This is a genomic window from Haloferax marinum, from assembly GCF_009674625.1.
In the GTDB taxonomy this organism is placed as follows: Archaea; Halobacteriota; Halobacteria; order Halobacteriales; family Haloferacaceae; genus Haloferax; species Haloferax marinum.
Genome location: NZ_WKJQ01000001.1, coordinates 684,227 through 707,087, shown reverse-complemented (window position 1 = coordinate 707,087; position 22,861 = coordinate 684,227). Strand labels below are relative to the sequence as shown.

23 protein-coding genes are annotated in these 22,861 nt (G+C 62.6%); 8 read left to right on the top strand and 15 right to left on the bottom strand.

The annotated features are described in order from the left end of the window. Positions 1-32: 32 nt before the first annotated feature. Entirely contained in the window at positions 33-242 is a 210-nt protein-coding gene (locus GJR99_RS03600; RefSeq protein WP_151109349.1) for a hypothetical protein, read from the bottom strand. Positions 243-344: 102 nt separating this feature from the next. After that, positions 345-1,391 (bottom strand): NAD(P)/FAD-dependent oxidoreductase, encoded by a 1,047-nt coding sequence (locus tag GJR99_RS03595; RefSeq protein ID WP_151109347.1) that lies wholly within the window; start codon positions 1,389-1,391, stop codon positions 345-347. 201 nt (positions 1,392-1,592) lie between these two features. Between GJR99_RS03595 and GJR99_RS03590 the strand changes: the two genes are divergently transcribed. Both GJR99_RS03590 and GJR99_RS03585 read left to right on the top strand, forming a co-directional pair. Beyond that, a complete protein-coding gene (locus GJR99_RS03590) occupies positions 1,593-1,877 on the top strand; it encodes a DUF357 domain-containing protein (RefSeq protein WP_151109345.1) in 285 nt (94 codons plus the stop codon). Between the two features lie 77 nt (positions 1,878-1,954). Next, positions 1,955-2,437: a nitroreductase/quinone reductase family protein gene (locus GJR99_RS03585; RefSeq protein WP_151109343.1), complete on the top strand. Its 483-nt coding sequence runs from the start codon at positions 1,955-1,957 to the stop codon at positions 2,435-2,437. Between the two features lie 19 nt (positions 2,438-2,456). Here GJR99_RS03585 and cysS read toward each other — a convergent pair whose 3' ends face one another. Next, positions 2,457-3,941: a cysteine--tRNA ligase gene (gene cysS, locus GJR99_RS03580; protein WP_151109341.1), complete on the bottom strand. Its 1,485-nt coding sequence runs from the start codon at positions 3,939-3,941 to the stop codon at positions 2,457-2,459. A gap of 111 nt (positions 3,942-4,052) precedes the next feature. Then, the gene (locus GJR99_RS03575) at positions 4,053-4,547 is read right to left on the bottom strand and encodes a DUF7523 family protein (RefSeq protein WP_151109339.1); all 495 of its coding nucleotides are present in this window, start codon (positions 4,545-4,547) and stop codon (positions 4,053-4,055) included. A gap of 141 nt (positions 4,548-4,688) precedes the next feature. Here GJR99_RS03575 and GJR99_RS03570 point away from each other — a divergent pair, with 141 nt between their 5' ends. Together GJR99_RS03570 and GJR99_RS03565 are read left to right on the top strand one after the other, a co-directional pair. Beyond that, on the top strand, positions 4,689-5,570 hold the full coding sequence (locus GJR99_RS03570; protein WP_151109337.1) for a CbiX/SirB N-terminal domain-containing protein: 882 nt from the start codon (positions 4,689-4,691) through the stop codon (positions 5,568-5,570). Then, positions 5,570-6,661, top strand: coding sequence for a DR2241 family protein (locus GJR99_RS03565; protein WP_151109335.1), 1,092 nt, complete (start codon positions 5,570-5,572; stop codon positions 6,659-6,661). Before GJR99_RS03570 ends, GJR99_RS03565 begins: the two co-directional genes overlap by 1 nt. A gap of 18 nt (positions 6,662-6,679) precedes the next feature. Here GJR99_RS03565 and GJR99_RS03560 read toward each other — a convergent pair whose 3' ends face one another. The 3 genes from GJR99_RS03560 to GJR99_RS03550 form a co-directional block, all read right to left on the bottom strand. Further along, positions 6,680-7,261 (bottom strand): DUF7524 family protein, encoded by a 582-nt coding sequence (locus GJR99_RS03560; protein ID WP_151109333.1) that lies wholly within the window; start codon positions 7,259-7,261, stop codon positions 6,680-6,682. 43 nt (positions 7,262-7,304) lie between these two features. Then, positions 7,305-7,490, bottom strand: coding sequence for a methytransferase partner Trm112 (locus GJR99_RS03555; RefSeq protein WP_013035425.1), 186 nt, complete (start codon positions 7,488-7,490; stop codon positions 7,305-7,307). Between the two features lie 150 nt (positions 7,491-7,640). After that, positions 7,641-8,978 carry an adenylosuccinate synthase gene (locus GJR99_RS03550; protein ID WP_151109331.1) on the bottom strand — a complete coding sequence of 446 codons (1,338 nt, stop codon included), beginning with the start codon at positions 8,976-8,978 and terminating at the stop codon, positions 7,641-7,643. A 261-nt stretch (positions 8,979-9,239) separates the two neighbouring features. Here GJR99_RS03550 and GJR99_RS03545 point away from each other — a divergent pair, with 261 nt between their 5' ends. Further along, a complete protein-coding gene (locus GJR99_RS03545) occupies positions 9,240-9,545 on the top strand; it encodes a hypothetical protein (RefSeq protein WP_151109329.1) in 306 nt (101 codons plus the stop codon). Between the two features lie 256 nt (positions 9,546-9,801). Here GJR99_RS03545 and GJR99_RS03540 read toward each other — a convergent pair whose 3' ends face one another. Beyond that, positions 9,802-11,901, bottom strand: coding sequence for a DUF7527 domain-containing protein (locus tag GJR99_RS03540; protein ID WP_151109327.1), 2,100 nt, complete (start codon positions 11,899-11,901; stop codon positions 9,802-9,804). A gap of 230 nt (positions 11,902-12,131) precedes the next feature. Here GJR99_RS03540 and GJR99_RS03535 point away from each other — a divergent pair, with 230 nt between their 5' ends. Then, entirely contained in the window at positions 12,132-13,037 is a 906-nt protein-coding gene (locus GJR99_RS03535) for an SAM-dependent methyltransferase (protein WP_151109325.1), read from the top strand. Here GJR99_RS03535 and GJR99_RS03530 read toward each other — a convergent pair. The 4 genes from GJR99_RS03530 to GJR99_RS17560 form a co-directional block, all read right to left on the bottom strand. Next, positions 13,034-13,888: a CDP-alcohol phosphatidyltransferase family protein gene (locus GJR99_RS03530; protein WP_151109323.1), complete on the bottom strand. Its 855-nt coding sequence runs from the start codon at positions 13,886-13,888 to the stop codon at positions 13,034-13,036. The genes GJR99_RS03535 and GJR99_RS03530 overlap by 4 nt on opposite strands. Then, the gene (locus GJR99_RS03525; protein ID WP_151109321.1) at positions 13,881-14,219 is read right to left on the bottom strand and encodes a hypothetical protein; all 339 of its coding nucleotides are present in this window, start codon (positions 14,217-14,219) and stop codon (positions 13,881-13,883) included. The genes GJR99_RS03530 and GJR99_RS03525 overlap by 8 nt, the downstream gene beginning before the upstream one ends. After that, entirely contained in the window at positions 14,216-16,633 is a 2,418-nt protein-coding gene (locus GJR99_RS03520; protein WP_151109320.1) for a penicillin acylase family protein, read from the bottom strand. The genes GJR99_RS03525 and GJR99_RS03520 overlap by 4 nt, the downstream gene beginning before the upstream one ends. A gap of 73 nt (positions 16,634-16,706) precedes the next feature. Further along, positions 16,707-17,045, bottom strand: a complete 339-nt coding sequence (locus GJR99_RS17560) for a hypothetical protein (RefSeq protein ID WP_225317591.1) — start codon at positions 17,043-17,045, stop codon at positions 16,707-16,709. Positions 17,046-17,099: 54 nt separating this feature from the next. Between GJR99_RS17560 and GJR99_RS03510 the strand changes: the two genes are divergently transcribed. Then, positions 17,100-18,758 carry a potassium channel family protein gene (locus GJR99_RS03510; protein ID WP_151109318.1) on the top strand — a complete coding sequence of 553 codons (1,659 nt, stop codon included), beginning with the start codon at positions 17,100-17,102 and terminating at the stop codon, positions 18,756-18,758. Positions 18,759-18,946: 188 nt separating this feature from the next. On the opposite strand, the gene GJR99_RS03505 is transcribed toward GJR99_RS03510, so the two are convergent. Continuing rightward, a complete protein-coding gene (locus GJR99_RS03505) occupies positions 18,947-19,795 on the bottom strand; it encodes a cytochrome c oxidase subunit 3 (RefSeq protein ID WP_151109315.1) in 849 nt (282 codons plus the stop codon). 172 nt (positions 19,796-19,967) lie between these two features. Continuing rightward, on the bottom strand, positions 19,968-21,044 hold the full coding sequence (locus tag GJR99_RS03500; RefSeq protein ID WP_151109313.1) for a phytoene/squalene synthase family protein: 1,077 nt from the start codon (positions 21,042-21,044) through the stop codon (positions 19,968-19,970). Positions 21,045-21,337: 293 nt separating this feature from the next. Here GJR99_RS03500 and GJR99_RS03495 point away from each other — a divergent pair, with 293 nt between their 5' ends. Next, positions 21,338-22,480, top strand: a complete 1,143-nt coding sequence (locus tag GJR99_RS03495) for an acyl-CoA dehydrogenase (protein WP_151109311.1) — start codon at positions 21,338-21,340, stop codon at positions 22,478-22,480. A gap of 18 nt (positions 22,481-22,498) precedes the next feature. Here the strand turns inward: GJR99_RS03495 and GJR99_RS03490 are convergent, their stop codons facing one another. Further along, a complete protein-coding gene (locus GJR99_RS03490) occupies positions 22,499-22,801 on the bottom strand; it encodes a DNA-binding protein (RefSeq protein ID WP_151109309.1) in 303 nt (100 codons plus the stop codon). Positions 22,802-22,861: the final 60 nt, after the last annotated feature.

The following is a 22,861-nucleotide window of genomic DNA, read 5'->3' as shown; positions in this document are numbered from 1 at the left end:
GGCTTCGACGAAGCCGAAAATCAACCGAACCGTCAGGAACGCATCGAAACGACGAGAAACGCGAGGCTGGTGAGCGCCACCGTCGTCATCCAAACCGCCGCTGACTCCGACCCGACCAGATGCGTGACGAAGAGCGACCCAATCAGATAGCCAAACGGGGCGACGACGATTGGGATACTGACCGCGTCGGCAGGGTCGATACTCGACAATCTTCCACCGAGACGGCCAGTGTCGGCACTCATGTCATTCTGTTATCTGGATTGCCACTTATACCCTGTTCTCACGGACGTGAGTACACTCGACGAAGCCGAAAAGAGACGCGTCGTGGGTAGACGAAGAGTCGCTTACTCTGCGGGCGTCGCGGCCTTCGTCTCTTCGCGTTCGAGTTCTTCGAGGTAGTCGTCGGCGTCGAGGGCGGCCTTCACGCCCATGCCGCCGGCCGTCGCGGCCTGCTGGTAGTGGTAGTCCACCACGTCGCCCGCGGCGAAGATGCCGGGTTCGTCGGTGGCCGTCTGGTTGCCGCCGGACCCGCCTTTGGCGACGATGTAGCCGTCGTCGTCACGCTGGACGGCGGTTCCTTCGAGGTAGTCGGCGTTCGGCGTGTGGCCGATGGCGTAGAACACCGCGCCAACGTCGAAGTCGAACTCCTCCGTCTCGGGGTCGTCGAGTTTGTCCGTCGGGTGGCCTTCGGGGTGGCGGACGAGTGTGACGTGGTCGACGCCTTCTTCGGGCGAGCCGTGGAGTTCGGTCGCTTCCGTGTTGAGCATGAGTTCGATTTCGTCGGCTTCGACCTTCTCCATCAGCCGGTCGACCCAGTAGTCTTCGGCGCGGAACTCTTCGCGGCGGTGGACGAGGTAGACCTTCGAGGCGAACTTGGTGAGGAAGTTGGCCTCTTCGACGGCGGCGTCACCGCCACCGATGACCATAATCTTCTCGTCGCGGAAGAACGCGCCGTCACAGGTGGCACACGTCGAGAGACCGTAGCCCATGAGGTCGTCCTCGCCGGGGATGCCGAGCGTTCGCGCAGAGGCGCCGGAGGCAGAGATGATGGCGTCGGTAGTGTAGACGTCGCCGTTCTTCAGCGTGACCGTGAAGGGTCGCTCTGAGGCGTCGACGGATTCGATGATGCCGTGGCGAATCTCGGTGCCGAAGCGTTCGGCCTGCTGTTTCATGTTGTTGATGAGTTCCGGCCCGGAGATACCCTCGGGGAAGCCAGGATAGTTGTCGACTTCCGTCGTGAGGGTGAGCTGTCCACCCGGTTCGTCCCCTTCGAGGACGAGTGGTTCGTTGTTCGAGCGTGCCGCGTAAATCGCTGCAGAGAGGCCAGAGATACCCGAACCGGCGATGATGAGCTTTCGGTGCTCGACGAAGGAATCCGCGTCTTGTGTCATATCCCGTAGTTCGATATAGCGGTGCCTTAAGGTTGCGCTGTATTGCGAGGAGTACTACAACACCGCCACGGATTCGCATACCACGCAGGGTGTCTCGATTTCACGAGCTCGCACTCGGACTTGGATTCGGAATTGGGTTCGGACCTGAACTCGGCGATGTGGAGCGAAAGACCAGTATCAGTCGCCGTCACACGTCTCTCTATGCCCGCCGACCTCCAGGAGAAGACGAACCGCTACGAATCGATGCTGGCCGACGCACTGGACGAAGCAGTACAGGCGGTCCCCGAGGAGACACCGCTGGGAGACGCCGCTGCCGACTGCCTGGAGATGGCAGAGTCCTATCTCGACGATGGCCGCCACTTCAAGGAGGCCGACGACTGGGTGAACGCGCTGGCGTCGTTTTCGTACGGGTACGGATGGCTCGACGCAGGTGTCCGGATGGGCCTGTTCGACGTCCCGGACGACTCGCATCTGTTCACGATGTAAGCACGTCTGTTTTCGATGTGAGTCTCCGAGTCTGTCGGTGACACGAAGTATATCACCCATCTCATCGTACGTCTGACGTGTCTTCCGCGTCCTCCAAACCGCCCCAACATCGGGTCGGCGACGCCCAGCGAACGCTCGAACAGCGGTTCGCAAACCCATTCCTTCGGTGGCTTTTGCGCTCGCCATTTCACCCGCTGGCGAGTCGATGGTTCGTCCTCCTGTCGTACGTCGGGCCAAAAAGTGGTCGCCGGTATACGTTCCCCGTCGCCTACGCGAGAGATGGGGACGGCGTAGTCGTCGTCACGCCGAAAGCCGACAGCAACTGGTGGAAGAACTTCCGTACCCCGACGACGTGTCGCCTGTGGTACCGCGGTGCGAGACGCGCCGCGGTCGGTGCGGTCGTGACGGGCGAGGGGGCAATCGAACTGCTCGACACGTACGCGTCCACCCATGGCTACGTGGCACGAAGCCTCGGCGTCTCAGACGAACCAGAGGAGTACCGAACGTCGCTCGAAGAGACGGCGAAGACACTCGCAGTCGTTCGGTTCTCGTTCGGATAGAGACGGACAGCCCGACCGATTACTCGAACCGGAACGTCGCGCCGTCGTCACTGTCTTCGACTTCGACGCCGAGGGCGGCCAAGTCGTCCCGAAGGCTGTCTGCCCGGTCCCAGTTGCCTGCCTCGCGTTCTGCTTCGCGCACGTCCAAGACGAGTTGGACGAGGTCTTCGGCGATGGTGACGTCGCCGCCGTCGCCTGCTGCACCGAACGAGAGGCCGAACACCTCGCCACCGATGTCTTCGAACGTCTCGATTGCCTCTCGGAGCGCGCGATAGTCGTACAGGGCTGCGTCTGCGAGGTGTCGGTTGACGGCACTCGCGAGGCCGAGGAGTTCTGCCATCGCCTCGCGGACGTTGAAGTCGTCGTTCATCGCCGCGCGGACGTTCTCGCGGGTCGCCTCGATGGTCTCTCGGAGGTCGGTCGCTTCGACTTTCGTGCGCGAGTCGGGACTGTCACACGCCTCGACAGCGGCCTCGTAGGCGCGTTCGAGTCGGTCCCAGCGCTCTTGGGCCTCCGAGATGGTCTCCTCGGAGTAGGTCTGTTCGGACCCGTAGGCCGTCGAGAGGTAGAACGTCCGGATGACGTCGGCACCGAACTCTGAGAGGGCGTCGCTCACGGTGAAGAAGTTCCCGAGACTGGAACTCATCTTGTCGCCTTCGGTCTGCAGGAGGCCGACGTGGAGCCAGTACCGGGCGAACGTCTGCCCCGTCGCGGCTTCGGACTGGGCGATTTCGTTCTCGTGGTGGGGGAACACCAGGTCACGGCCGCCGACGTGGATGTCGATGGTCTCGCCGAGGTGCGTCATCGACATCGCGGAACACTCGATGTGCCATCCCGGCCGGCCTTCACCCCACGGGGAGTCCCACGTCTCACCGCACGGGTCCGTGATTGGGTCGAGGTGGGATTTGCGATGTTCGGCCGCTTCTTCGGGAGATACTGCACCGGCTTTCCAGAGGGCGAAGTCCGCCGCGTTGCGTTTCTCGGAGCGCTCGTCCGTGTCTGCTTGCGACTGGAGTTCGTCGAGTTTCTGGTTCGAGAGCTTGCCGTAGTCGTCGAACGTCGTCACGTCGAAGTAGACCGAGCCGTTGGACTCGTAGGCGTGTCCACGGTCGACGAGCGTCTGGATGAGGTCGATAATCTCGGGGATGTGTTCGGTGACGCGTGGGTAGACCTCTGCTCGCTTCAGGTTGAGGCCGCGCATGTCGCGGATGACGTCGCTCATGAAGTGTTCTGCGACGGCTGGTTCGTCGTCGCCGAGGTCGTCTTCGCCGATTCGGGCGGCTATCTTCTCGTTCACGTCGGTGAAGTTTTCGACGTGATGGACGTCGTAGCCCTCGTACTCGAGCCACCGATGCATGATGTCCGAGTGCATCCACAGACGGGCGTGACCGAGGTGGGCGTCGTCCGAGACCGTGAGTCCACAGACGTAGAGCAACACGTCGTCGCCGTGCGGCTCGAAGTCTTCGCGTTCTCCTGACAGCGTGTTGGTCACGGACAGCGTCATGCCCTCGGCTACTCGGGGCAGGATTTTCAACCCGTCGGAACCCGCCGATTCGAAAACGAGCGCTCTCGGCGAATCTCTCGACCCACGGGTCGTGACGTGGCGACAGCAGATTCAGGCGTAGGCCGTTTCACTCGCCGATTCGACGACTCGCAAGGCGGCCGCTCCCTGTCGTCTCGGGACGACCACGGCCAAGGCGTCGCCGGCGACACCGGCGGCATCGACGACGATAGATTCCGCGTCGAGTCGGGAGATGACCGTCGCGAGCAGTGCTGGGCCGACTTCACCTTCTGCGATTATCGCAGTGAGTGGACCGCCACCCGAGAGCTCGACGCCGGCGACGGAGAGAATCGGGTCGTCGTCCGACTCCTCGATATCTTCGCCGACGAGGCCGACGCCACTGCGCATCGTGACCATCACGTCGTGCGACACGGCTTCGAGTTCGGGGAGGTCCTCCGCGAACCGTCGGAGCGCTGCTGCAACCGCGTCGTCGTCGCCGAGGTCGAGAGACGCCGCCGCGGCGGCGTAGTTGACGACGCCCGCGCGGAGTGACGCGAGGAGAAACGGTCGTTCACGAACGGCATCGCGTGCGTCGGCGGCGAGAGACATACCCGGTGTGTCGATGGCCGAGCGCAAAAAACCGCCGCCGCGACCGATGGCTGAACGGGTGACGAACGCGAGTTAGCCGAACACGAAGATTCCTTTTCGAGATGCGAAGTTCATAAGACAGTCCCGTCGTAACCCCCGGCTATGCAAGCGCTGGTCATCGTGGCGCACGGGTCGCACCTGAACCCGGATTCGAGCACGCCTACCTACGACCACGCGGACACTATCCGCGAGGTTGGCGCGTTCGACGAGGTCCGAACGGGCTTCTGGAAAGAAGAGCCGTCGATTCGGGAGGTACTCAGGACTGTGGAGGCAGACGAAGTGTACGTCGTCCCACTGTTCATCAGCGAGGGATACTTCACAGAGCAGGTCATCCCCCGAGAACTCCACCTCGATGGCTGGGACGTGGCCGACTGGGACTCCGACGGCCTCTCGGCGTCACACGTCACGCTCACTGCCACCGACGTGCCCGACAAGACGGTCCACTACTGTGGCCCGGTCGGAACCCACGAAGCGATGACCGACGTCATCGTCCGCCGCGCAGAGACCGTCACCGGCGACCCGAACGTCGGTTCGGGGTTCGGTCTCGCCGTCGTCGGACACGGAACCGAGCGCAACGAGAACTCCGCGAAGGCGATCGAGTACCACGCCGACCGCATCCGCGACATGGACCGATTCGACGAGGTGCAGGCGCTCTACATGGACGAAGAACCGGAAGTAGACGACGTGACCGACTACTTCGAATCTGACGACGTCGTCGTCGTCCCACTGTTCGTCGCCGACGGCTTCCACACCCAGGAAGATATCCCCGAGGACATGGGCCTCACCGACGACTACCGCGACGGGTACGAGATTCCGACCGTCGTCGACGGCCACCGCATCTGGTACGCGGGTGCCGTCGGAACCGAGGGCCTCATGGCCGACGTGGTGCTCGAACGCGCCGCCGACGCAGGCGCAGACGTCGGTGACGCGCTCGAAGTCGTCCGTGAACGAACCCGAACGACGGAACTGGCGGGTGAGCAGTGATGAGTCACCACACCGACGCTCTCGTCGCCGCCGTCGAATCGGATGGTGAAGTCGCCCAAGATGGGCTCACCGTCTCACAGCACGACGATGGCTACCGTCTGGAGACGCCCGAGACACGCCACGATGGCCTCTCGGAAGACGAACTGACCGAGGCACTGGCCGACCACGACGACTACGTGACCAACTGGTACTTCTGGACGACCGTCGTCGGCGAGTCGAGTCCCCAGCGGCGAGCGTATCTCCGGTGGGTCGAAGGTGCGGACGACCTGTCAGTCTCCGAACGCTACGAGGCGCTTCGAGACGGGGTTCACCGCGAGTGGGGACAGTTGCTCGTCACCGTCAGCGTCGACGACCACGGCGAACGGTCGTACGACCTCCGCCACGTCGACGACGCCGGCACCGACGCCGAGGAGTTGGACCCGTACCACGAACCACTCGCCGCCCGGCAACTGGCGACCTACGACGAGAAGGGTCGGTATCGGCCGCTGAAGACCGGTGCCAACCTCGCCGGTGGATGGGTCTTCCCCGAACTCGACGCTCGTGACTTGGTAGAAGCAGTCGGGACGTTCTACCCCGCGTCGGTTCCGAACTGGTACCGCGAGCAAAACGGGAGCCTCGACGTCGAACACTGGGAAGACACCATCGGCCGCCAGACCGGGATGTACAGCGTCATCGACACGTGGAATCGCGGAGACGGTCACGAACACGTCGACTGGGTCGCCGAGGCCTGTTGCGACGACTCACAGTGTGTCAAGCGCCGTGAGTGGCAGTACAACGACGAGACGGACCTCGACGTCGATGGCGGAGACGGTGCGTTCCCTTGCCGAGAGCCCTGTTCGCTCGTCATCGCGGCCTCCCGGAAGTGGACGCGCCTCGAGGGTGAAGAGACGAAGACCTACGAGTTCGAGCTCACGCCATCGGAGAAACAGCAGGTCGAAGACATCATCGAAGCAGTCGCGGACGACCGAATCGACGACATCCGCGAGGCGGACGTCTACGAAGGTGCCAACCGCTATCGGACGCGCTTCCTGCGTGCGAAGTTGTTCGACGACGACGGAAACCTCTGCGGCGTTCCGACCGACGACGAATAAGAGACGCTGCGCTTTCAGTTACTGAATCGCCAACGCCAACGCGACGAAGACGCCGGCGACGACGGCGCCCGCGCCGAGCGTGATGGCGATGCTTTCGAACACCGACGCGACGGCGATGGCGAGGACGAGTGCGATACCGGCGAGAACCAGCAGTGGAACTGCCCCGGAATCGACTCCTGGGAGTGCGTCACCGAGTGTCCCCACCAATCCCGGTTCGGGCTCTCGCGTGGCGGGTTTCGAGAGCGTCTCGTCGATATCGACCGGGGGCTTCCCGCCCGTTCCGGGGTTGACTGTCACGTCGACGTACGCCGTCTCTGAGCCGTATCCAGAGACGATTTTTAGTTTCCCAGACACCGGTTTCGACGCCGAGCGGACGGGCAACGTCACCAACTTGGTCTGCCCACCGTCGACGAAGTGGTTTCCTGACGGTAGCGACACCACACGCGAGAGTTCGTCGTCGATGTTGAGGTGAACGTGGACCGCCTGTCCTTCGTTGACGAACTCCACCGCGAAGGTGTCGGTGGTCGTAAACGTCGGACGCACCGAGAGGTCGTGAGGGCGCTCGGCGTTCAACGAAACGGTGAGCGTCGCGTTCGACACGGTTGCACCGTCGAGACGAGAATAGAAAAACGTTCAGGTCCGGTCAGTCGTCTCGCATGTCCGGGGGGAGCAAGTTCGGGATACCGTCCTCGATGGGGTAGACCTCACCGGTGACGGTGCCGATGAGTCGGCCTTCGATGATTTCGTCACCGTCTCGCTCGTCGACTTCCAGCTCGAGTTCGCTCTTGTCGAGGGGGTCACAGAGGATGTCCATCAGGGATTCTTTCATTGTCGTGACGGTGGATTGCGTCAAGTAAAAGCGTACGGGTTCGACGCCGGGTGGTCGCAACGCTTCGGCGCGACGAGTCGAGGACGGCGCAAAAGAGTCCGGGTGACGAACAGCGCCGAACGGTCGGGGCTGATTCGTCGAAGATTCGGCTTACTGGTCGAACGGGTTCGCGAGGTGGACGGTCTGTGCGCGGTCTGGGCCGACACCGACGGCGTAGACGGGGACGTCGAGTTCGTCGGAGAGATACTCGAGGTAGTCCTGGGCGGCGTCTGGGATGGCGTCGTAGCCCTCTTCTGCGACTTCGGTCCAGTCGACTTCCGGCCACGTGTCGAACTCCTTGAGGATGGGTTCACACTCGTCCCAGCGCTCGGTGGTCGCGGGCATGGTGAGTCGCTCGTCGCCCTCGAGTTCGTAGGCGTGACCGACCTTGATTTCGTCGAGGCCGGCGAGCACGTCGAGGTGGTTGACGGCGATTCCGGTGAATCCGCTGACGCGGGCGGCGTGGCGGAGCATCGGCATGTCGAGCCATCCGATACGGCGTGGGCGACCGGTGACGGTTCCGAACTCGCCACCCTTCTCGCGGATGAAGTCTGCGAGTTCTTCGTCGCGTTCGTCGTTCTTCAGTTCGGTCGGCATCGGTCCCTCGCCGACACGAGAGAGATACGCTTTGACGATGCCGACGACTTCACCCTGGCCGACGACGGTCGGTCCGACACCGCTCCCGGTGGCCGCACCGCCAGCAGTCGGGTTGGAGGAGGTCACGTACGGGTAGCTCCCGTGGTCGATGTCGATGAGCGTCCCCTGTGCGCCCTCGAACATCACGTTCTCGCCCGCTTCGCGCCGTTCTGCGAGGAAGTCACCACAGTTGATGGCCATGTCGTCTTCGCGGAGTCGGCGGCCGAACTCGGTGAACTCCTCGACGAGCGCGTCGATGTCGCACTCCTCACCGGCTTCGAGTCCGTAGACGTCCTCGATGAGTGCTTTCTTCTGCGGGACGACGTATTCGAGTCGCTTCCGGAGTATTTCGGGGTCCAGGAGGTCACCGACGCGAATACCGCGACGGCCGGCTTTATCCTCGTAGGTCGGGCCGATACCGCGGCCGGTCGTGCCGACGACGAGGTCTTCGTCGGAGTCTGCCTTCGCTTCCTCTTCGATGTTGTCGAGACGGCGGTGGTACGGCATGATGACGTGCGCGCGCTTCGCCAGACGCACGTCGGGCTCGAGGCCGCGCTCGCGGAGGGCGTCGATTTCGGAGAAGAGCGTCCGCGGGTTGATGACACAGCCGTTGCCGAGCACGCCCACTTTGTCGCGGACGGCCCCACTCGGGACGAGCGATAATTTGTACTCTTCGCCGTCTTCGACGACGGTGTGGCCGGCGTTGTCGCCGCCCTGATATCGGACGACGACGTCAGCGTCGCCGCCCCACAGGTCGACGAGCGCACCTTTGCCCTCGTCGCCGAGTTGCGAACCGACGATGGTAACAGTCATACGTCGGCCGTTCCCCGCGACGCACTAAACACATTACGGTACTGCTCTCGAACAAATACACGTTCGTGTATACTTCACACGAACCAGAGTTCGATTCCGTCACGAACTCGCATCTCCATGCCGATGGATAACACAACCGTTAATTAGTGTCCGTGGGAACGCAATGGTATCGCATCTGGCCGTAGTACGGCCGTGTCATCTTATTATTCGCCACCGAAGAGGGCAAGGCTTAAAGCCTCCCAAGAAGAGTTAACAAATGGCATGATAGACCGACTTGAGAAAGAAGTCGATATGTTGGAGCGCCATCTCCAGGTTCTGAAGATGGTTATCGATAACGAGCCAATCGGCATCGTCAAGATGTCGAACGAAACTGGCTACCCACACCACAAGGTACGGTACTCGCTTCGCGTTCTCGAAGAAGAGAACCTTATCGAGCCCTCCAGCCAAGGCGCAATCAAGACCGAGCGAACCGACGAGTTCGTCGACGAACTCGACGGAAAGCTCGACGAGATTGTCACCAAGCTCGAATCGATGAAGATCGAAGAAGCTGCAGAAATCGAGAGTTAATTCCGTTACGCGCGGTCGTCTAAGTTTCCACGACGAGTCACCTCTGGTACATCTGGCTCCTGCTGGGGACACCCGCGCCGCTGAACACCGACAGGTGTGGCCGCGTCCGGGCCGATAATACGCGGTCACTCGGTATTCGAACCAGACCAACTATGTTACGAGCGACGTCTCTCTCCGAGCAGTCTTCCTCTTCTGTCGCTGAACGTCGTATTTCGCTCGCGACGCGTCGAAAAGCCGACCCGTTCCGTCCGCCGAGTTACAGGTCGGGGACGTTCAGGTGGAACTCGCCACTCCGCGCTTCGACCAGACAGAGATGATAGCCCTGTTTGCGTGAGAGTTTCACGAAGCTCTTGCGCTTCGACCGACTCAAGAGTCCGCCACCGGTCTCTTCGGTGGCCGCTTCGAGCGCCTCTGGTTCGAAGAAACTCTTCGTGACGACGAACGCCGACCCGAGGGTCTCGTTGCCGTCGGCCACGTTCTTCGAGTCGTTGATGAGTTGTTGGACCATCGAATACGTCGCTGGGTCACGGGAGTCGTTCATGTTCGCGACGAACAGCGGGTTGCCCATCTGGTCGCGGAAGATGATGTCGAACCGTCGAGACTCGCTTTCACCCTCGTCGATCGGTATCGAGACGGTTCCGTAGAGTTCGATTCGGTCGACCTCCGGAATCGAGTCGAAGACACCTGCGAGACTCGACCGATTGCCCGTCTGGCCAATCTCGTAGAGGAGGTCGGTGACGGCCCACTTGGCGAATCCGAACTCGGCCGAGTCGTGGAGGAACTCCTCGTATGGCTTGCCGTCGACACCGAGTCCCTCGACGTCGAACGTCGTGTGGTGTTCGAGACGGAGGTTCTCTACGACGTCGTCCTGTTTCGCCTGTCCAGCGTGTGCCTTCTCCAGCGTCGCACCGCTCTTTTTCGCGTAGCGGACGAACAGATTCGTTCCGCGGAGCGCTTCGTCTGCGGGCATCGAGCGGTCGGTCAGCGTGACACCGTTTTCGTCCAGTTCCGCTCGGATATCTTCGAGTTCCGATTCGAGTTCTTCGACTCGACTCTCGAGTTCGTCTGCCCGCTGGCGATATTCGTCGCGTTCGCGTTGGAGCGTGTCTCGCTCGGATACGAGACTGTCACGTTCGGATTTGACCGACGCGAGTTCTTCTCGGAGCGACTGGACTTTGCCGGCAGAGACCGCCGAGGTCGGCTTCGTCGGCTTCGAACTCGTCGAGGGAGAACTCGACGACCCATTCGAGGTGGACGATTTCGACGGGTTCTGAGTGGAGGAACTGCGGGAGCGTTTGGCTCGCTTCGGTCCCTGTTTCCCACGGCGGCCTTTTCCAGGCCGGTCCTTCACCGACTCCCCTTCCGAATCTCGCGGGTCGAGCGACGGAATCGAGCGGGCGTTTCGCCACTCTGCTTCGGCGGAGAAGACGTCGTCACCGTCGTCGTCGTCATCTGCGTCCGACGACGACCCGTTTTTCGAGCCACTGTCGGCCGTCGTCGCACTGGCTGAGGTCGTCGAAGCAGGAGTGTCGTCTGTAGACGATTCGGCCTGCGGGACTTGCGTCGCAGTGTCGGTCGTACTACTCGCCGTTTGCTCCGTGGCCGACGCCCCAGTTGCGTCGGCGTTTGACGTGTCTGCACTCGGCGTCGAACTCGCCGATTCGGCTCCACCGTTCGCCTCGGCACGCTCTATCGTCGGTGACTCGGTGTCGGAGACGGGTTCGTCCTGCTCGTCGGATTCGGCGTCGGCCCCACCGGCCGCGCCACCGACTGCAGCGTCGGTCGTGTCGTCTTCGGCACTCGCGTCGTCACCGTCGTCGCCCGGAATCTCGACGAGGTCGATGTCCACGTCGTACACTTTGTAGATTCCAATCTCGTCGTCGGCGAGTTCGAACGCTTCGTCGCCCGTGACGAGACGACTACTGTTGCCGACGAAGGCGACGCTCATCGATTTCCCACCGTGGTAGACGGTGTAGTAGTCTCCCGAGAGAACGTTCTCTGAGAGTTCCACGTAGCCCGTGAACCCACCGGCAGAGAGTGTGCTGTTGGCGTCGTTCAGCGGTGTATCTTCTGAGTAGTACTGCGCGCGCACGTCGCCGCCGGTCTCCTGCATCGCATAGAGGAGTGGCAACGACGGGTCTGGCGCGCGATAGGCTTCGAACGATTCGTCGTCGAAGTCGGCTATCGTCCCGTCGAAAACCCCGAGGAGACGACCGTTGAGCATGAAGCCCCACGTCATGCCGGCTACGACGGCACCGGAGAAGCCGTCGTCTGCGAGTGACCGGAGGCCACCGTACCCCCGCTCTGCAGGAGCGGAGTCCCACCCAGTCACCGCGTCGATAATCTCGCTATCCATTTGGCGTTAATTCTCGGGAAGTGAATCAAATACTTTCCGGGCGATTCCTGGATTTCTGTCTCCGTCGCCAGCGAGGAACGATGGGCAAAACTGGTGAAACAGGTGATTCTGTCTCGGTCGACGGTTCACCCGATTGCGGACCGACGTCGTTTCCATCTCCGACGTCTCGTCTCGGTCACGCAGTCTGTTCCAGGCGAACGATTATACCAATCCGACGAGACGGGGCGTTCGTGACCAGACACGACGACCCGTTCGTGCGTTATCTCCGGTCGAAGGAGGCGATAGACGACCGCGCGCTCCACCGACCCACGCTCGCGGAGCTTGGAGACCGTCTGGGCAGACGCGCCGATTCGAAACCCGGTGAACCACTTCGTGTCGTCTCGGTCGGGGCGGGGACGGGGGCGATGTGCCGACGACTGCTCTCGTGGGGTGTCTTCGACGGCCACGACGAGATAAAGTACGTCATGGTTGACCGGCGGAAGGGCATGGCAGACGAGGCCGCGGCCGCGTTCGCGAAGTGGGCACGGGCCGCTGGATGGGCGGCCTCACCCACGAAAGATGGGTTTCGAATCGAACGACACGGCCGACAGGTCTCTCTCACCTACATGACGAGCGACCTCTTCGACGCCATGTCGGCGCTTCCGAGGGCAATCGACCTCGCGATCGGACACGCGGTGTTCGACCTGCTCCCGCTCAGACGTGCCGTCTCGACCATCCTCTCTCGAGTCGTCGACGGCGGCTATCTCTACGCACCGATTACCTTCGACGGCCGAACCGCGTTCCGCCCTGCGCACGACGCCGACGACGATGTCGTCGCCGCCTACCACGAAACGATGCGAGACGGCGAGAGCGCGGGGCCGGAAACGGGGTCTGACCTCCTCTCGGTCCTCCCGGAACTCGGCGCACGAGTCATCGGTGCAGGCGGGTCTGACTGGGTCGTCCACCCGGAACACGACGACCACGAGCGCGTCTTCCTCGACCACATCCTCGGATTCTTCGAACAGTCGCTCGGGAAGTCAGACGCTGTCGACGACGAGACGCTCCGAGAGTGGCTTGCGACTCGGCACCGACAGGTAGAGACTGACGAACTGTCCTACGTCGCCCACAATCTCGACATCCTCGCGCAACTCGGTTAGTCTCTCGTCGGCGTGTCTGGTCTGTCCCAGACTCCTGCTTCGAGTCGTCCCGAGACGTAGAGCCAATCTCGCCCGAATCCAACGAGCAACCCGCTCGCAGCGGCGCCAGCGACGAGCGGTATCCACGCGTCGCCAACATTCGGGGCGAGTGCGACCGGAACGACTGCCATCTGGAGGCCGGCGAGGACGCGTCGAGATTCCCGAGGGGGAAGGTCGAACGTCGGCCGCCCGGTTCGCTCGCGCCACCAGAGGCCGGCGACGAAGACGTAGCGTGCGACACCGACCGAGAGATACCACCACGGGAGTTGGCCGAGAACGACTCCTGCGAGCGGTGCGACGAGTAGACCGAAGGCATCGACCGCGGTGTCGAGTCGCTGGCCGAGTCGCGTGGTTCGACCCAATCGTCGTGCGAGGAATCCATCGACAGCGTCCAGTGCCGCGGCGAGCCCGTAGCCTATCGCGGCACCCCACGCCAACCAATCGGTGACGACTCCGAGTGCGGCCACTGCTCCGACGCCCGCGATGCCTGCGACGAGGAGGCCTCGGAACAGCGTCACCCCAGTCGGGAGGCCCAGTGTGTCGTACTCGACGTGGTCACCCACAGCGGCGGTTTCGCCACGCTCGTCTGCGACGTTTTCGGCGGCGTAGATGTAGGTGTAAGCCCAGAGTCCGACGACGACAAGTATCGTCGCGCTCGTCCACGTCACCGCGTCGGTGGACGACACCGACGACGCAGACGCCGTGGTGAGGCCCCATCCCACACTCACCGTGGCGGCGAGGGTGACTGCACCGCCGCCGAGAAGTCGCCCTCGAGTCCGTTCGGTCGCTTCCGAGGACAGCGCTTCAGACATCGCCCACGAGCGCGCGAGTGCCGACGGCCGCGACGGTCGGGAGGACGAACCCGATGGCGACTGTCACCACGAGCAGGATGCCGGTCTCGAAGAACGGGTCGAGCGCCCCTCGCAACCAGAGGCGACCGACGTGGACCGAGAGCGCGATTCCGCCGAAGGTGACTCCCTGTACGACTGCTCGACTGACCGACGTCGCGAGGAGTCCGACGAGGACACCTCCGACGACGAGTCCCGCCCAGTGAGCCGACGCTGCGGCGAGGCCAACTACCGTCGCCACGACCAGCGCGAGTTCGGCACGGCGACCGGTTCGAACCTCAGAGAGGACGCTCATTGCGCCCCTCCGAAGACGATGTCGGGCGACCCACTCGGTCGGTCGAGTGTGAGTGGTTTGTACTCGCCGTCGGCCCACTCGTCCAGTTGACTGTGGTATTCGTCGGACCAGAAGACGCCGCGCTGGCCGCCGGGGACGACCCCGACAGAGTCGTCGTCTGCAGAGAAGTCGACGACCATTCGCCAACTGCTCCCGGCCTGTGTGTCCCCCGACGACCGGAAGTTGAACACGGTGTACGGTGACCCGTCCATCGGCCGTTCTGGATAGTTCAGGAACTCGCGGTCGAACGGGTGGTTCATGTCGAGTCTGTTGAACTCACCGTACGTCTTCCACCCCTCTCGTTCGAGTCGTGCCGCGGTCCGGTTCATCGCGTCCGCGGCGACGTCGTCACGTGTCTCGGTCACGTCCGCAGTCGAGCGGTCGTCGTACCAGCGAGCGTCGGGGCCGAGTCGCTGTAAGACGTAGAGACGCGGATAGTACGACTCGTCTAATCCCTGCGGTTCGAACTCGTCGCTAAACGTCGCGTTGCGGAACTCGTCGACCCAGACCCGGTAGACGAGTGCGGCCCGCGAGTCGGCGCGCATCTGTCCGTCCCATCCGTCGAGTTCGGAGACGAGTTCACGCGCGTCGGGCGACATCTGGGACACTGCGTCGGGTGCAGTCGCGTACGGAGTGAAACTCGTCGCCGCCTCGGAGTGAACGTCACGCTGGACCTGTTTCATCGTCTCCGCAGTGACACCGCCTTCTCGGGCCGCGTCGTCGAGCAAGTCGTAGATGCGTTGCCCTCGGTAGGGGTCGGCGTAGGTCATCGACGTGCCCATGTAGAACGCCGGGTCGTCGATGGTTCGCTGGTTCGCCGTGGCGAGGAGGTCCGGGTTGTCGACGTGCGGAATCGACTCGAACGGGACGAACCCATCCCACGACGACTGTCCGTACGGTTCGTAGCCACGCCACTCACCTTCGCCGGCAGACCCGTTGAAGATGGTGTCGCCGCGGACGACCGCGCCATCGGTCACGCGAAGTGGATAGCGACCGGCGGGGTAGTAGAGCGTGTTCCCCGCGCTGTCGGCGGCGACGAAGTTCTGTGCGGGCACGTCCCAGATTCGGAGCGCGTCGCGTATCTCTCCGACAGATTCGGCGTGGTTGAGTCGGTAGACGCCGAGCGATTCGTTCGTCGCGGAGAAACCGGGCCACGCGACGCCGACTGTCTTCCCACCGCGTTCGATGACCGGGCCGTGAACCGACTTCCTGACGGTGAGTTCGACGTCGTCACCGCCCGCGACTTCGATGAGTTCGGTCTCGGTTTCGAACGACCGAACCTCACCGTCGTAGACGTATCCACCGTCTCGCATCTCGTAGGTGTAGAGGTCGGTGAAGTCGCCGCCGACGTTGGTCACTCCCCACGCGGCGTCGGCAGTCCGCCCGATGACGACCATCGGGATGCCTGGGAACCCGACGCCGCGGACGTCCATCTCGTCGGTCGAGAGGTGCATCTCGTACCAGATGGGTGGGACGGTCAACGAGAGGTGCGGGTCGTTCGCGAGTAGTGGTTTTCCAGAGGCAGTGTGGTCGCCGGAGACGACCCAGTTGTTCGACCCGTAGGTCGGGTCTTTGTCGTACCGGTCGGTCCACTCTGCGAGCGCAGCGAAGTCGCCATCGGCGTTCGCAGTCGACTCTCCCGTCTCTTCGACCACGTCGGTTGGGGAGAACGACTCGGCGTCCGACGCTGCCGACTCACGGATAATCGGGACGTCGTGGTCGAGTTCTGACGGGTAGAGTTCAGACGCGTTCGGGCCGAGCCGAGAGACGGTAGTCGACCGGCGCAGGTCGGCGAACGACCCCGAGAGTTGCCACGAGATGAGTTTCCCGACGAGGAGGGTGTCAGTCGGTGTCCACGCTTCGAACTCCGCGTCGAGGAGGGCGTATTCGGGCGGCAGTGGGGTGGTGTCCGCGTAGTAGTTCACGCCGGCGGTGAAGGCTTCGATGGGCGTGCCGACGTCGGTTCCGCGCACGGACTGCCACGACGCCTCGGCGGCCGATTGGAAGTCGAGACTGCGGTAGAATCGGTCCGATTCGAGCGTCGAGTTGCCGACCATCGCCGAGAGTTTTCCGCCGACGAGTCGCCGCTGGAGGTCCATCTGGAACAGTCGGTCACGGGCCTGCACGTAGCCCACGGCGTAGTACAGTGCCTCCTCGTTTTCGGCCTCGATGTGGGGGACGCCAGCGTCGTCGTACCAGACGCTCGCAGACCCGTACGGACTCTCTACGTTCGTCGCACCCGGCGGGGACACCGTGTCGTAGATGTCTCCCGACAGTGGTGCGGCGAGACCGAGATACGACCCGCCGAGAACCGACGTGGCCACGAGCACCGCGGTACACACGACGGCGATTGCCGCTCGGGTCGTGGTATTCATACACACATTGGCGGCCGGGCCGTGGATAAATATTCCTCAAATGACGATTGTAAACGAACGCTGAGTTCTCCCGTCACCGACTCAGTCGGGTTCGGAGTTCGACGACGGCGAGCACGAAGAGATAGGTCACGACACCTGAGAGGACGACGACCAACACGGCCGTCCCGACGACCGCCACCGCGACGGCGACGGCCACGAGTGTGCTGACGACGGCGACTGCTCGAACCGACCCGCTGTCCCACAGTGTTCGAACCCGAGTACGACGCGACAGGAGTGCCGCTTCGAGTGCGAGCGTCCCGAAGACACCGACGAGGACGGCGTCGAGTGTGAGGGGCGGGTCGAACGCAACCACGCCGATTCCCACCGGTACTCCCACGAGGAGGGTGAGCACGGCGTCTCTCCGTCTGCCCATATCAGCCCTCTGTCGGCAGGTCCCTTTTAGACACCGGGGGTCATAGCGAACGATATGTCTATATCGGGTGACGGCCCCGGCTTGTCGAAAGCGAAATCTCGTCTCGGCCGTTACCTCGCGGGCGCGGCGCTGTTGATGCTCACGTACGCGCTAATCTATCGCTGGGCGGTCGGATTCTTCGCAGGAGTAGACGTCTCTTTCATCCAGGCGGTTCACGTCGTCGTCGAGACGTTCACGACGACCGGGTACGGCGAACAGACCCGGTTCTGGGTCGACTACCCGCCTCTCCTCGCTCTCTCTATCGTGATGCAACTGACGGGCGTGACGACGGTGTTCCTCACGCTCCCGTTGTTCCTCGTTCCACTCGTCGAAGACGCCCTGCGGACTGCCCCACCGGCGAGTTCCAGTCTGACCGACCACGTCATCATCTGTACGTTCACTCCCCGCGGTGACGCACTCGTCGACGAACTCGACGCGATGGATATGGAGTACGTCATCCTCGAATCTGACCGTGACCTCGCAGAGGACCTCTACGCCCAAGGGCACGACGTCGTCCACGGAGACCCTGAATCTGCCGACGCACTGGAGGCCGCAAACGCCTCCGAGGCACTCGCAATCGTCGCCGACGACGACGACGAGACCAACGCGAGTATCATCCTGGCCGCGAAGCAGGCCGCGCCGACCAGTCGCGTGGTCAGTCTCATCGAAGACCCGAGAGTCGCAGAGTACCACCGCTACGCCGGTGCAGACCAAGTCGTCTCACCCCGTCGTCTGCTCGGTGAGAGTCTGGCGGGCAAGGCGACGACGTCTGTCTCTTCGTCACTCGGTGACGCTATCGAGATTGGCGAAGATTTCGAAGTCGCAGAACTGCTGGTCCAGCGCGGAAGTCCGGTCGAAGGGAAGACCATCGAAGAGAGTGGTATCGGTGGTATCACCGGCGTCAACGTCATCGGTGCGTGGTTCAGTGGGGAGTTCGTCTCGCCACCCGGCCCCGACCAAGTCATCGACGAGCACACGATTCTCCTCGTCGTCGGCCGTGAGAAACGGCTCGAAGAACTCCGCGCCCTCACGCTCTCGTCTGCCCGTCGGTTCCGCCGTGGAACAATCATCGTCGCCGGATACGGAGAGGTCGGGTCGACGGCCGCAGAGACACTCGCGAGTTCGGGCGTCCCACACCTCGTCGTGGACAAAGTCGACAAACCTGGCGTAGACGTCGTCGGAGACATCACCGACCCACAGACACTGACTGAAGCGAAGGTGACCGAAGCGCGTGGTGTGCTCCTCGCGCTCGACGACGACACGACGGCGGTGTTCGCGACGCTCGTCTCCGAACGGGTCTCCGAAGAGACCGAGGTCATCGCGCGGGCGAACGAGACAGAGAGCATCGCGAAACTCTACCGCGCCGGTGCGGACTACGTCCTCGCCCTTTCGACCGTCGCCGGGCGCATGCTCGCGTCGACAGTGTTAGACGAGGAGGTCATCGCGCCGCAGTCGCAGATAGAAATCGTCCGGACGCAGGCACCGGGTCTCGTCGGGCAGACACTCGCCGGTGCAGACGTTCGGGCCAAGACGAACTGCACTATCATCGCCGTCGAGCGAGACGGAGACCTCATCACCGAAGCGGGCCCCGACCTCCGTGTCAGACGGGACGACGACCTCATCGTCGCCGGTATCGACGAAGACATCTACCGCTTCAACGAACTGTTCGGGTAAGCGTCGAGGCGACACCGATGGCACTCGAATCGAGAGGAACGCCCGACACGTCCACGGTTCGGCCGAGGTGCTAGCGGGAAGAAACCCATGGCAGTGGACGTCCGCAGACAACCTCTGACAGGACGTGCCGGAACCTGTCGCTCTCTCACTAGCTATATAAAAGAGGACGTTCGCGGTAGGTACTGCGATTACGCGCCGACTTCTGCGCCGACGTAGAGGACGACGACGAGGAAGATCCACACGACGTCGACGAAGTGCCAGTACATCGAGGCCGTACTCACCGAGACGTGACGTTCGGCGGAGTACTGCCCGCGGAGGGCACGGACGAAGACGATGCCGAGAAGCACCGCACCCATGCTCACGTGGAGACCGTGGAGGCCCGTGAGACCGTAGAAGGCCGACCCGAAGACGCCCGTCGTGAGGTCGAACCCTTTGTGCACGATGAACTCGTAGTACTCGTACACCTGCCCGCCGATGAAGATAACACCGAGGAGCAGCGTGAGTGCGAGACCGAGGATGAAGTTCCGACGGTTCTCGTTACGGATGGCGACGTGTGCCCAGTGGAGGGTGAAACTCGACGCGATCAGGATGGCTGTGTTTACCAACACGAGCGACCCGACCAGTGGTGGTAGCTCCTGCGGTGGCCACGCTCCGGCACGTATGTAGAAGTAATACGTGAACAGCGCACCGAACGTCGCGAGTTCGGACCCGAGGAAGGCAATCATGCCCCACCGGAGTTTCGACGCGCTCTTCTGGTTCGCGTCGCGCGACCAGAAGTGACTCACGAAGGCGTGGTACAACCAGCCGTACAGTCCGGCCAGGAAGACGAATATACTGCCGACGAACACGGCGGGACCGAGCATGTCGCCGACGATTTGGTCCTGTCCCATGATGTAGAGACCCGCGCCGACGTAGATGCCTGCGCCCCCGACGGCGGTGACGAACGGCCACCAGCTCGCCTCGCCGAAGCCGCGCGGCCAGTCCTGGACCGCCGGCAGGTGGTGGCCGTGGTCGTCGTGTGCTTCTTCGGTACTCATAGAGGCCCGTTATAGTTGGGTTACTAAAAATCCTCCCAAAATACGCCCGACACTCGATGACGTGGAACCGAGTCAGAAGACGGTCACGCCGGACGACTCGAACGGCGGCCGAGTCGGGAGTCGATACTCGCGCCCGGTGTGGGTGGTGCGCGCTCGAAAGACGCAGAGCAGTTCAGTCGGCGTTCGTCGTCTGCAGGTGGAACGGTTGCCGAGAGATGACCTGTCGCATGTCGGCGAGCGAGTCGGCGCTGGTGTCGTTCATCGCCGCGACGACGGCGAACACTTCCTTGCGCGAAATCTTGACCCCCTCGCCGGTCACCGCGTGTTCTGGGTTCGCGAGTAGTTCCCGGAGCGTGCCGACAGCGAGCAGGAACGGAATCGCCCACGCCGCGAGCGTGTTCCCGTCGCGCAGTGGGACCGTCTCCAGATACGTCTGGGCGTCGTCGACGAACGATTTGGCGTGGGTCGCAGTGCGGTAGACGACGGACGCAGTCTTACTTCGGTGTTCTGGCACGACGACCTCCTCTTGTGAGATTCCTTCTTCTTCCAGCCACTCTGCGGGAAGGTAGACGTTGTTCTCTGCGGTGTAGTCGTCGTGAACGTCTTTCGCGATGTTGACGAGTTGGAGGAGCAGTCCGAACTCCTCGGCCGTGTCGTACAGTCGCGATTTGCGCTCACGGTCGATGTTCTCGCGCGTCACGAGATTCGTGATGAGGTTGCCGACGGTTCCTGCGGCGTAGTAACAGTACTCTTCGAGTTCCTCTCGGGACTGGATGCGGAGACCGCCAGTGTCAGAGTGGCGTTCGACGAACATCGCCATTCCAGAGACGAGTTCTCGCACGGGCGGGGTGACCGCCTCGCGGACGTCGTCTGGGAGTGCGTCGAACGTGCGGACGACGCGTTCGGCGTTCGCGACGACCATCCAGTCGTCGGAGCGCTCCCCTTCCGGAGGGAGGTGCGGTTCGACTGCTGTGACGAACTCGTCGATGTCGGTGTCGTCCTCTGGGTCGAGCGCACCATCGTAGAGTCGTAAGAGGTGTGCCTGTTCGTCAGGCGAAATCGACGACGAGTCTTCAATGGTGTCGGCAACTCGGCAGAGGAGATAGCCAATACAGATGTAGGAAGACATCGGTTCCTCAAGCACATCCACGGTGAGGGCAAAGGTACGCGAGACACCCTGAACTGCGTCGTGACACCAGTCGAGGTCATCGTCGGTTGCCGGTGGCCGGGCATCGGCGTGTCGAGACATTCGGAGTGTTCCGGTATACGGTTGGGGGGATAAAAAGTCTCTTGGGGGCGAGTCCAGTTCCGCTCGCTCAGTCAGTTCTGCCCTCCGTGGGCGTCCCTGACTCCCTCTCGTTCGTCTTCGGTTTCCTCCCCCACCTGAACGCCCCGAGAAACGGATACTCGTCGCACGCTACCCGTGAGAACTCTGTGGCTGTCGTTCGTGACGGCTGCGCGACACTCTCGGCCGTCCCCCTCGCGAGAAAATCGACAACCCATAGGAGAAAATCATAAGCATAGTCGATTAAAGAATTAGCTATGGACTTCACGCTCACTGCAGAGCAGAAGCAAATCAAGGAGATGGTCTCGGAGTTCGTCGACGAGGAGGTCAAGCCTCGTGCGGCCGAAATCGACGAGACTGACGAGTTCCCCGCAGACCTCGTCCGCGAGATGGGCGAACTCGGTCTGATGGGGATGCCCTTCCCGGAGGAGTACGGCGGCGCAGGCCTCGATTATCACACCTACGCTATCGGTATCGAAGAGATTTCGCGGGGGTCCGGTGGTCTCGGCACCATCGTCGCGGCCCACACGAGCCTCGCGGGCAACATGCTCTACGAGTTCGGTAGCGAAGAGCAGAAACAGACCTACCTCACGCCGGTCAACGAAGGCACCGACATCGGTGCGTTTGCCCTCTCAGAACCCGGTGCGGGAAGCGACGTGCCCGCCATGGAGACGACGGCGAAGAAAGACGGTGACGAGTACGTCGTCGACGGCGGCAAACTCTGGATTTCGAACGGGTCTGTCGCCGACACCGTCGTCCTATTCGCCAAGACTGACCCCGACGCGGGTAACAAAGGAATCTCCTCGTTCGTCGTCCGTCCCGAGGAAGACGACGGGTTCATCGTCGAAGGGACGGAGCACAAACTCGGCGACAAGGGATGTCCGACCGCCGAACTCCGGTTCGACGACATGCGCATCCCCGAAGACCGACTCCTCGGCGAGGAGGGTGATGGATTCATTCAGGCACTGAAGACGCTCAACGGCGGGCGCATCTCTATCGCGGCACGGTCGGTTGGTATCGCACGCGCCGCCCTCGACGACGCCGTGAAGTACGCCGGCGAGCGCGAGCAGTTCGACCAGCCAATCGGCGAGTTCCAAGCTATCAAGCACAAACTCGCCGACATGGATACCAAGGTCCAGGCCGCGAAACTCCTCATGCACAAGGCTGCCGACCTGAAGATGAACGACGAGACGTACATCAAAGAGGCCGCACAGGCGAAACTCTACGCCTCTGAAATCTCTCGCGAAGTCGCCAACGAGGGGATACAGATTCACGGTGGCTACGGCTACACCAAGGACTTCCCGGCCGAGCGCTACTACCGCGACGCCAAACTCAACGAGATTTACGAGGGGACCAGCGAGATTCTCCGCAACACCATCGGCGACTGGATACAGAAGTAAGCGTCGTCAGTGGACGAGTTACTCGTCCGCTTCGGCCGTCTTCTTCCCGCGACGTTCCACGCGCTCGGTGAGCCACGCGTAGTACGATTCGACTCGATTTGCCCCCGCGTCGGTGAGTCCGTACACGTCGTAGATTCCTTCTGTTCGTCGTTCGAGGTGACCCGAATCCACGAGTGCGTCGAGCGTCGCGTAGAACGATTGCGGGTCGAGTCGGGTGTCGTAGTACCGCTCTAACTGCGTCTTTAGTTTCTGTCCTCGGAGTTCACCTGCGTCGTAGAGGATGGCGCAGAGGTCACGCCGACGGCCACTCTGAAACCACATACCACTTGGTCGATGGAGAGACACACGTCACTTTCGTTCCATCCTGCGACTCGTATTCTC

Coding starts and splice junctions, on each gene's coding strand:
- GJR99_RS03570 (WP_151109337.1), top strand. CDS start 4,689: ATGCAAGCGCTGGTCATCGTGGCGCACGGGTCGCACCTGAACCCGGAT.
- GJR99_RS03520 (WP_151109320.1), bottom strand. CDS start 16,633: ATGAATACCACGACCCGAGCGGCAATCGCCGTCGTGTGTACCGCGGTG.
- GJR99_RS03500 (WP_151109313.1), bottom strand. CDS start 21,044: ATGTCTCGACACGCCGATGCCCGGCCACCGGCAACCGACGATGACCTC.
- cysS (WP_151109341.1), bottom strand. CDS start 3,941: ATGACGCTGTCCGTGACCAACACGCTGTCAGGAGAACGCGAAGACTTC.
- GJR99_RS03550 (WP_151109331.1), bottom strand. CDS start 8,978: ATGACTGTTACCATCGTCGGTTCGCAACTCGGCGACGAGGGCAAAGGT.
- GJR99_RS03590 (WP_151109345.1), top strand. CDS start 1,593: ATGCCCGCCGACCTCCAGGAGAAGACGAACCGCTACGAATCGATGCTG.
- GJR99_RS03525 (WP_151109321.1), bottom strand. CDS start 14,219: ATGAGCGTCCTCTCTGAGGTTCGAACCGGTCGCCGTGCCGAACTCGCG.
- GJR99_RS03505 (WP_151109315.1), bottom strand. CDS start 19,795: ATGAGTACCGAAGAAGCACACGACGACCACGGCCACCACCTGCCGGCG.
- GJR99_RS03530 (WP_151109323.1), bottom strand. CDS start 13,888: ATGTCTGAAGCGCTGTCCTCGGAAGCGACCGAACGGACTCGAGGGCGA.
- GJR99_RS03575 (WP_151109339.1), bottom strand. CDS start 4,547: ATGTCTCTCGCCGCCGACGCACGCGATGCCGTTCGTGAACGACCGTTT.
- GJR99_RS03540 (WP_151109327.1), bottom strand. CDS start 11,901: ATGGATAGCGAGATTATCGACGCGGTGACTGGGTGGGACTCCGCTCCT.
- GJR99_RS03545 (WP_151109329.1), top strand. CDS start 9,240: ATGATAGACCGACTTGAGAAAGAAGTCGATATGTTGGAGCGCCATCTC.
- GJR99_RS03565 (WP_151109335.1), top strand. CDS start 5,570: ATGAGTCACCACACCGACGCTCTCGTCGCCGCCGTCGAATCGGATGGT.
- GJR99_RS17560 (WP_225317591.1), bottom strand. CDS start 17,045: ATGGGCAGACGGAGAGACGCCGTGCTCACCCTCCTCGTGGGAGTACCG.
- GJR99_RS03510 (WP_151109318.1), top strand. CDS start 17,100: ATGTCTATATCGGGTGACGGCCCCGGCTTGTCGAAAGCGAAATCTCGT.
- GJR99_RS03495 (WP_151109311.1), top strand. CDS start 21,338: ATGGACTTCACGCTCACTGCAGAGCAGAAGCAAATCAAGGAGATGGTC.
- GJR99_RS03595 (WP_151109347.1), bottom strand. CDS start 1,391: ATGACACAAGACGCGGATTCCTTCGTCGAGCACCGAAAGCTCATCATC.
- GJR99_RS03555 (WP_013035425.1), bottom strand. CDS start 7,490: ATGAAAGAATCCCTGATGGACATCCTCTGTGACCCCCTCGACAAGAGC.
- GJR99_RS03490 (WP_151109309.1), bottom strand. CDS start 22,801: ATGTGGTTTCAGAGTGGCCGTCGGCGTGACCTCTGCGCCATCCTCTAC.
- GJR99_RS03600 (WP_151109349.1), bottom strand. CDS start 242: ATGAGTGCCGACACTGGCCGTCTCGGTGGAAGATTGTCGAGTATCGAC.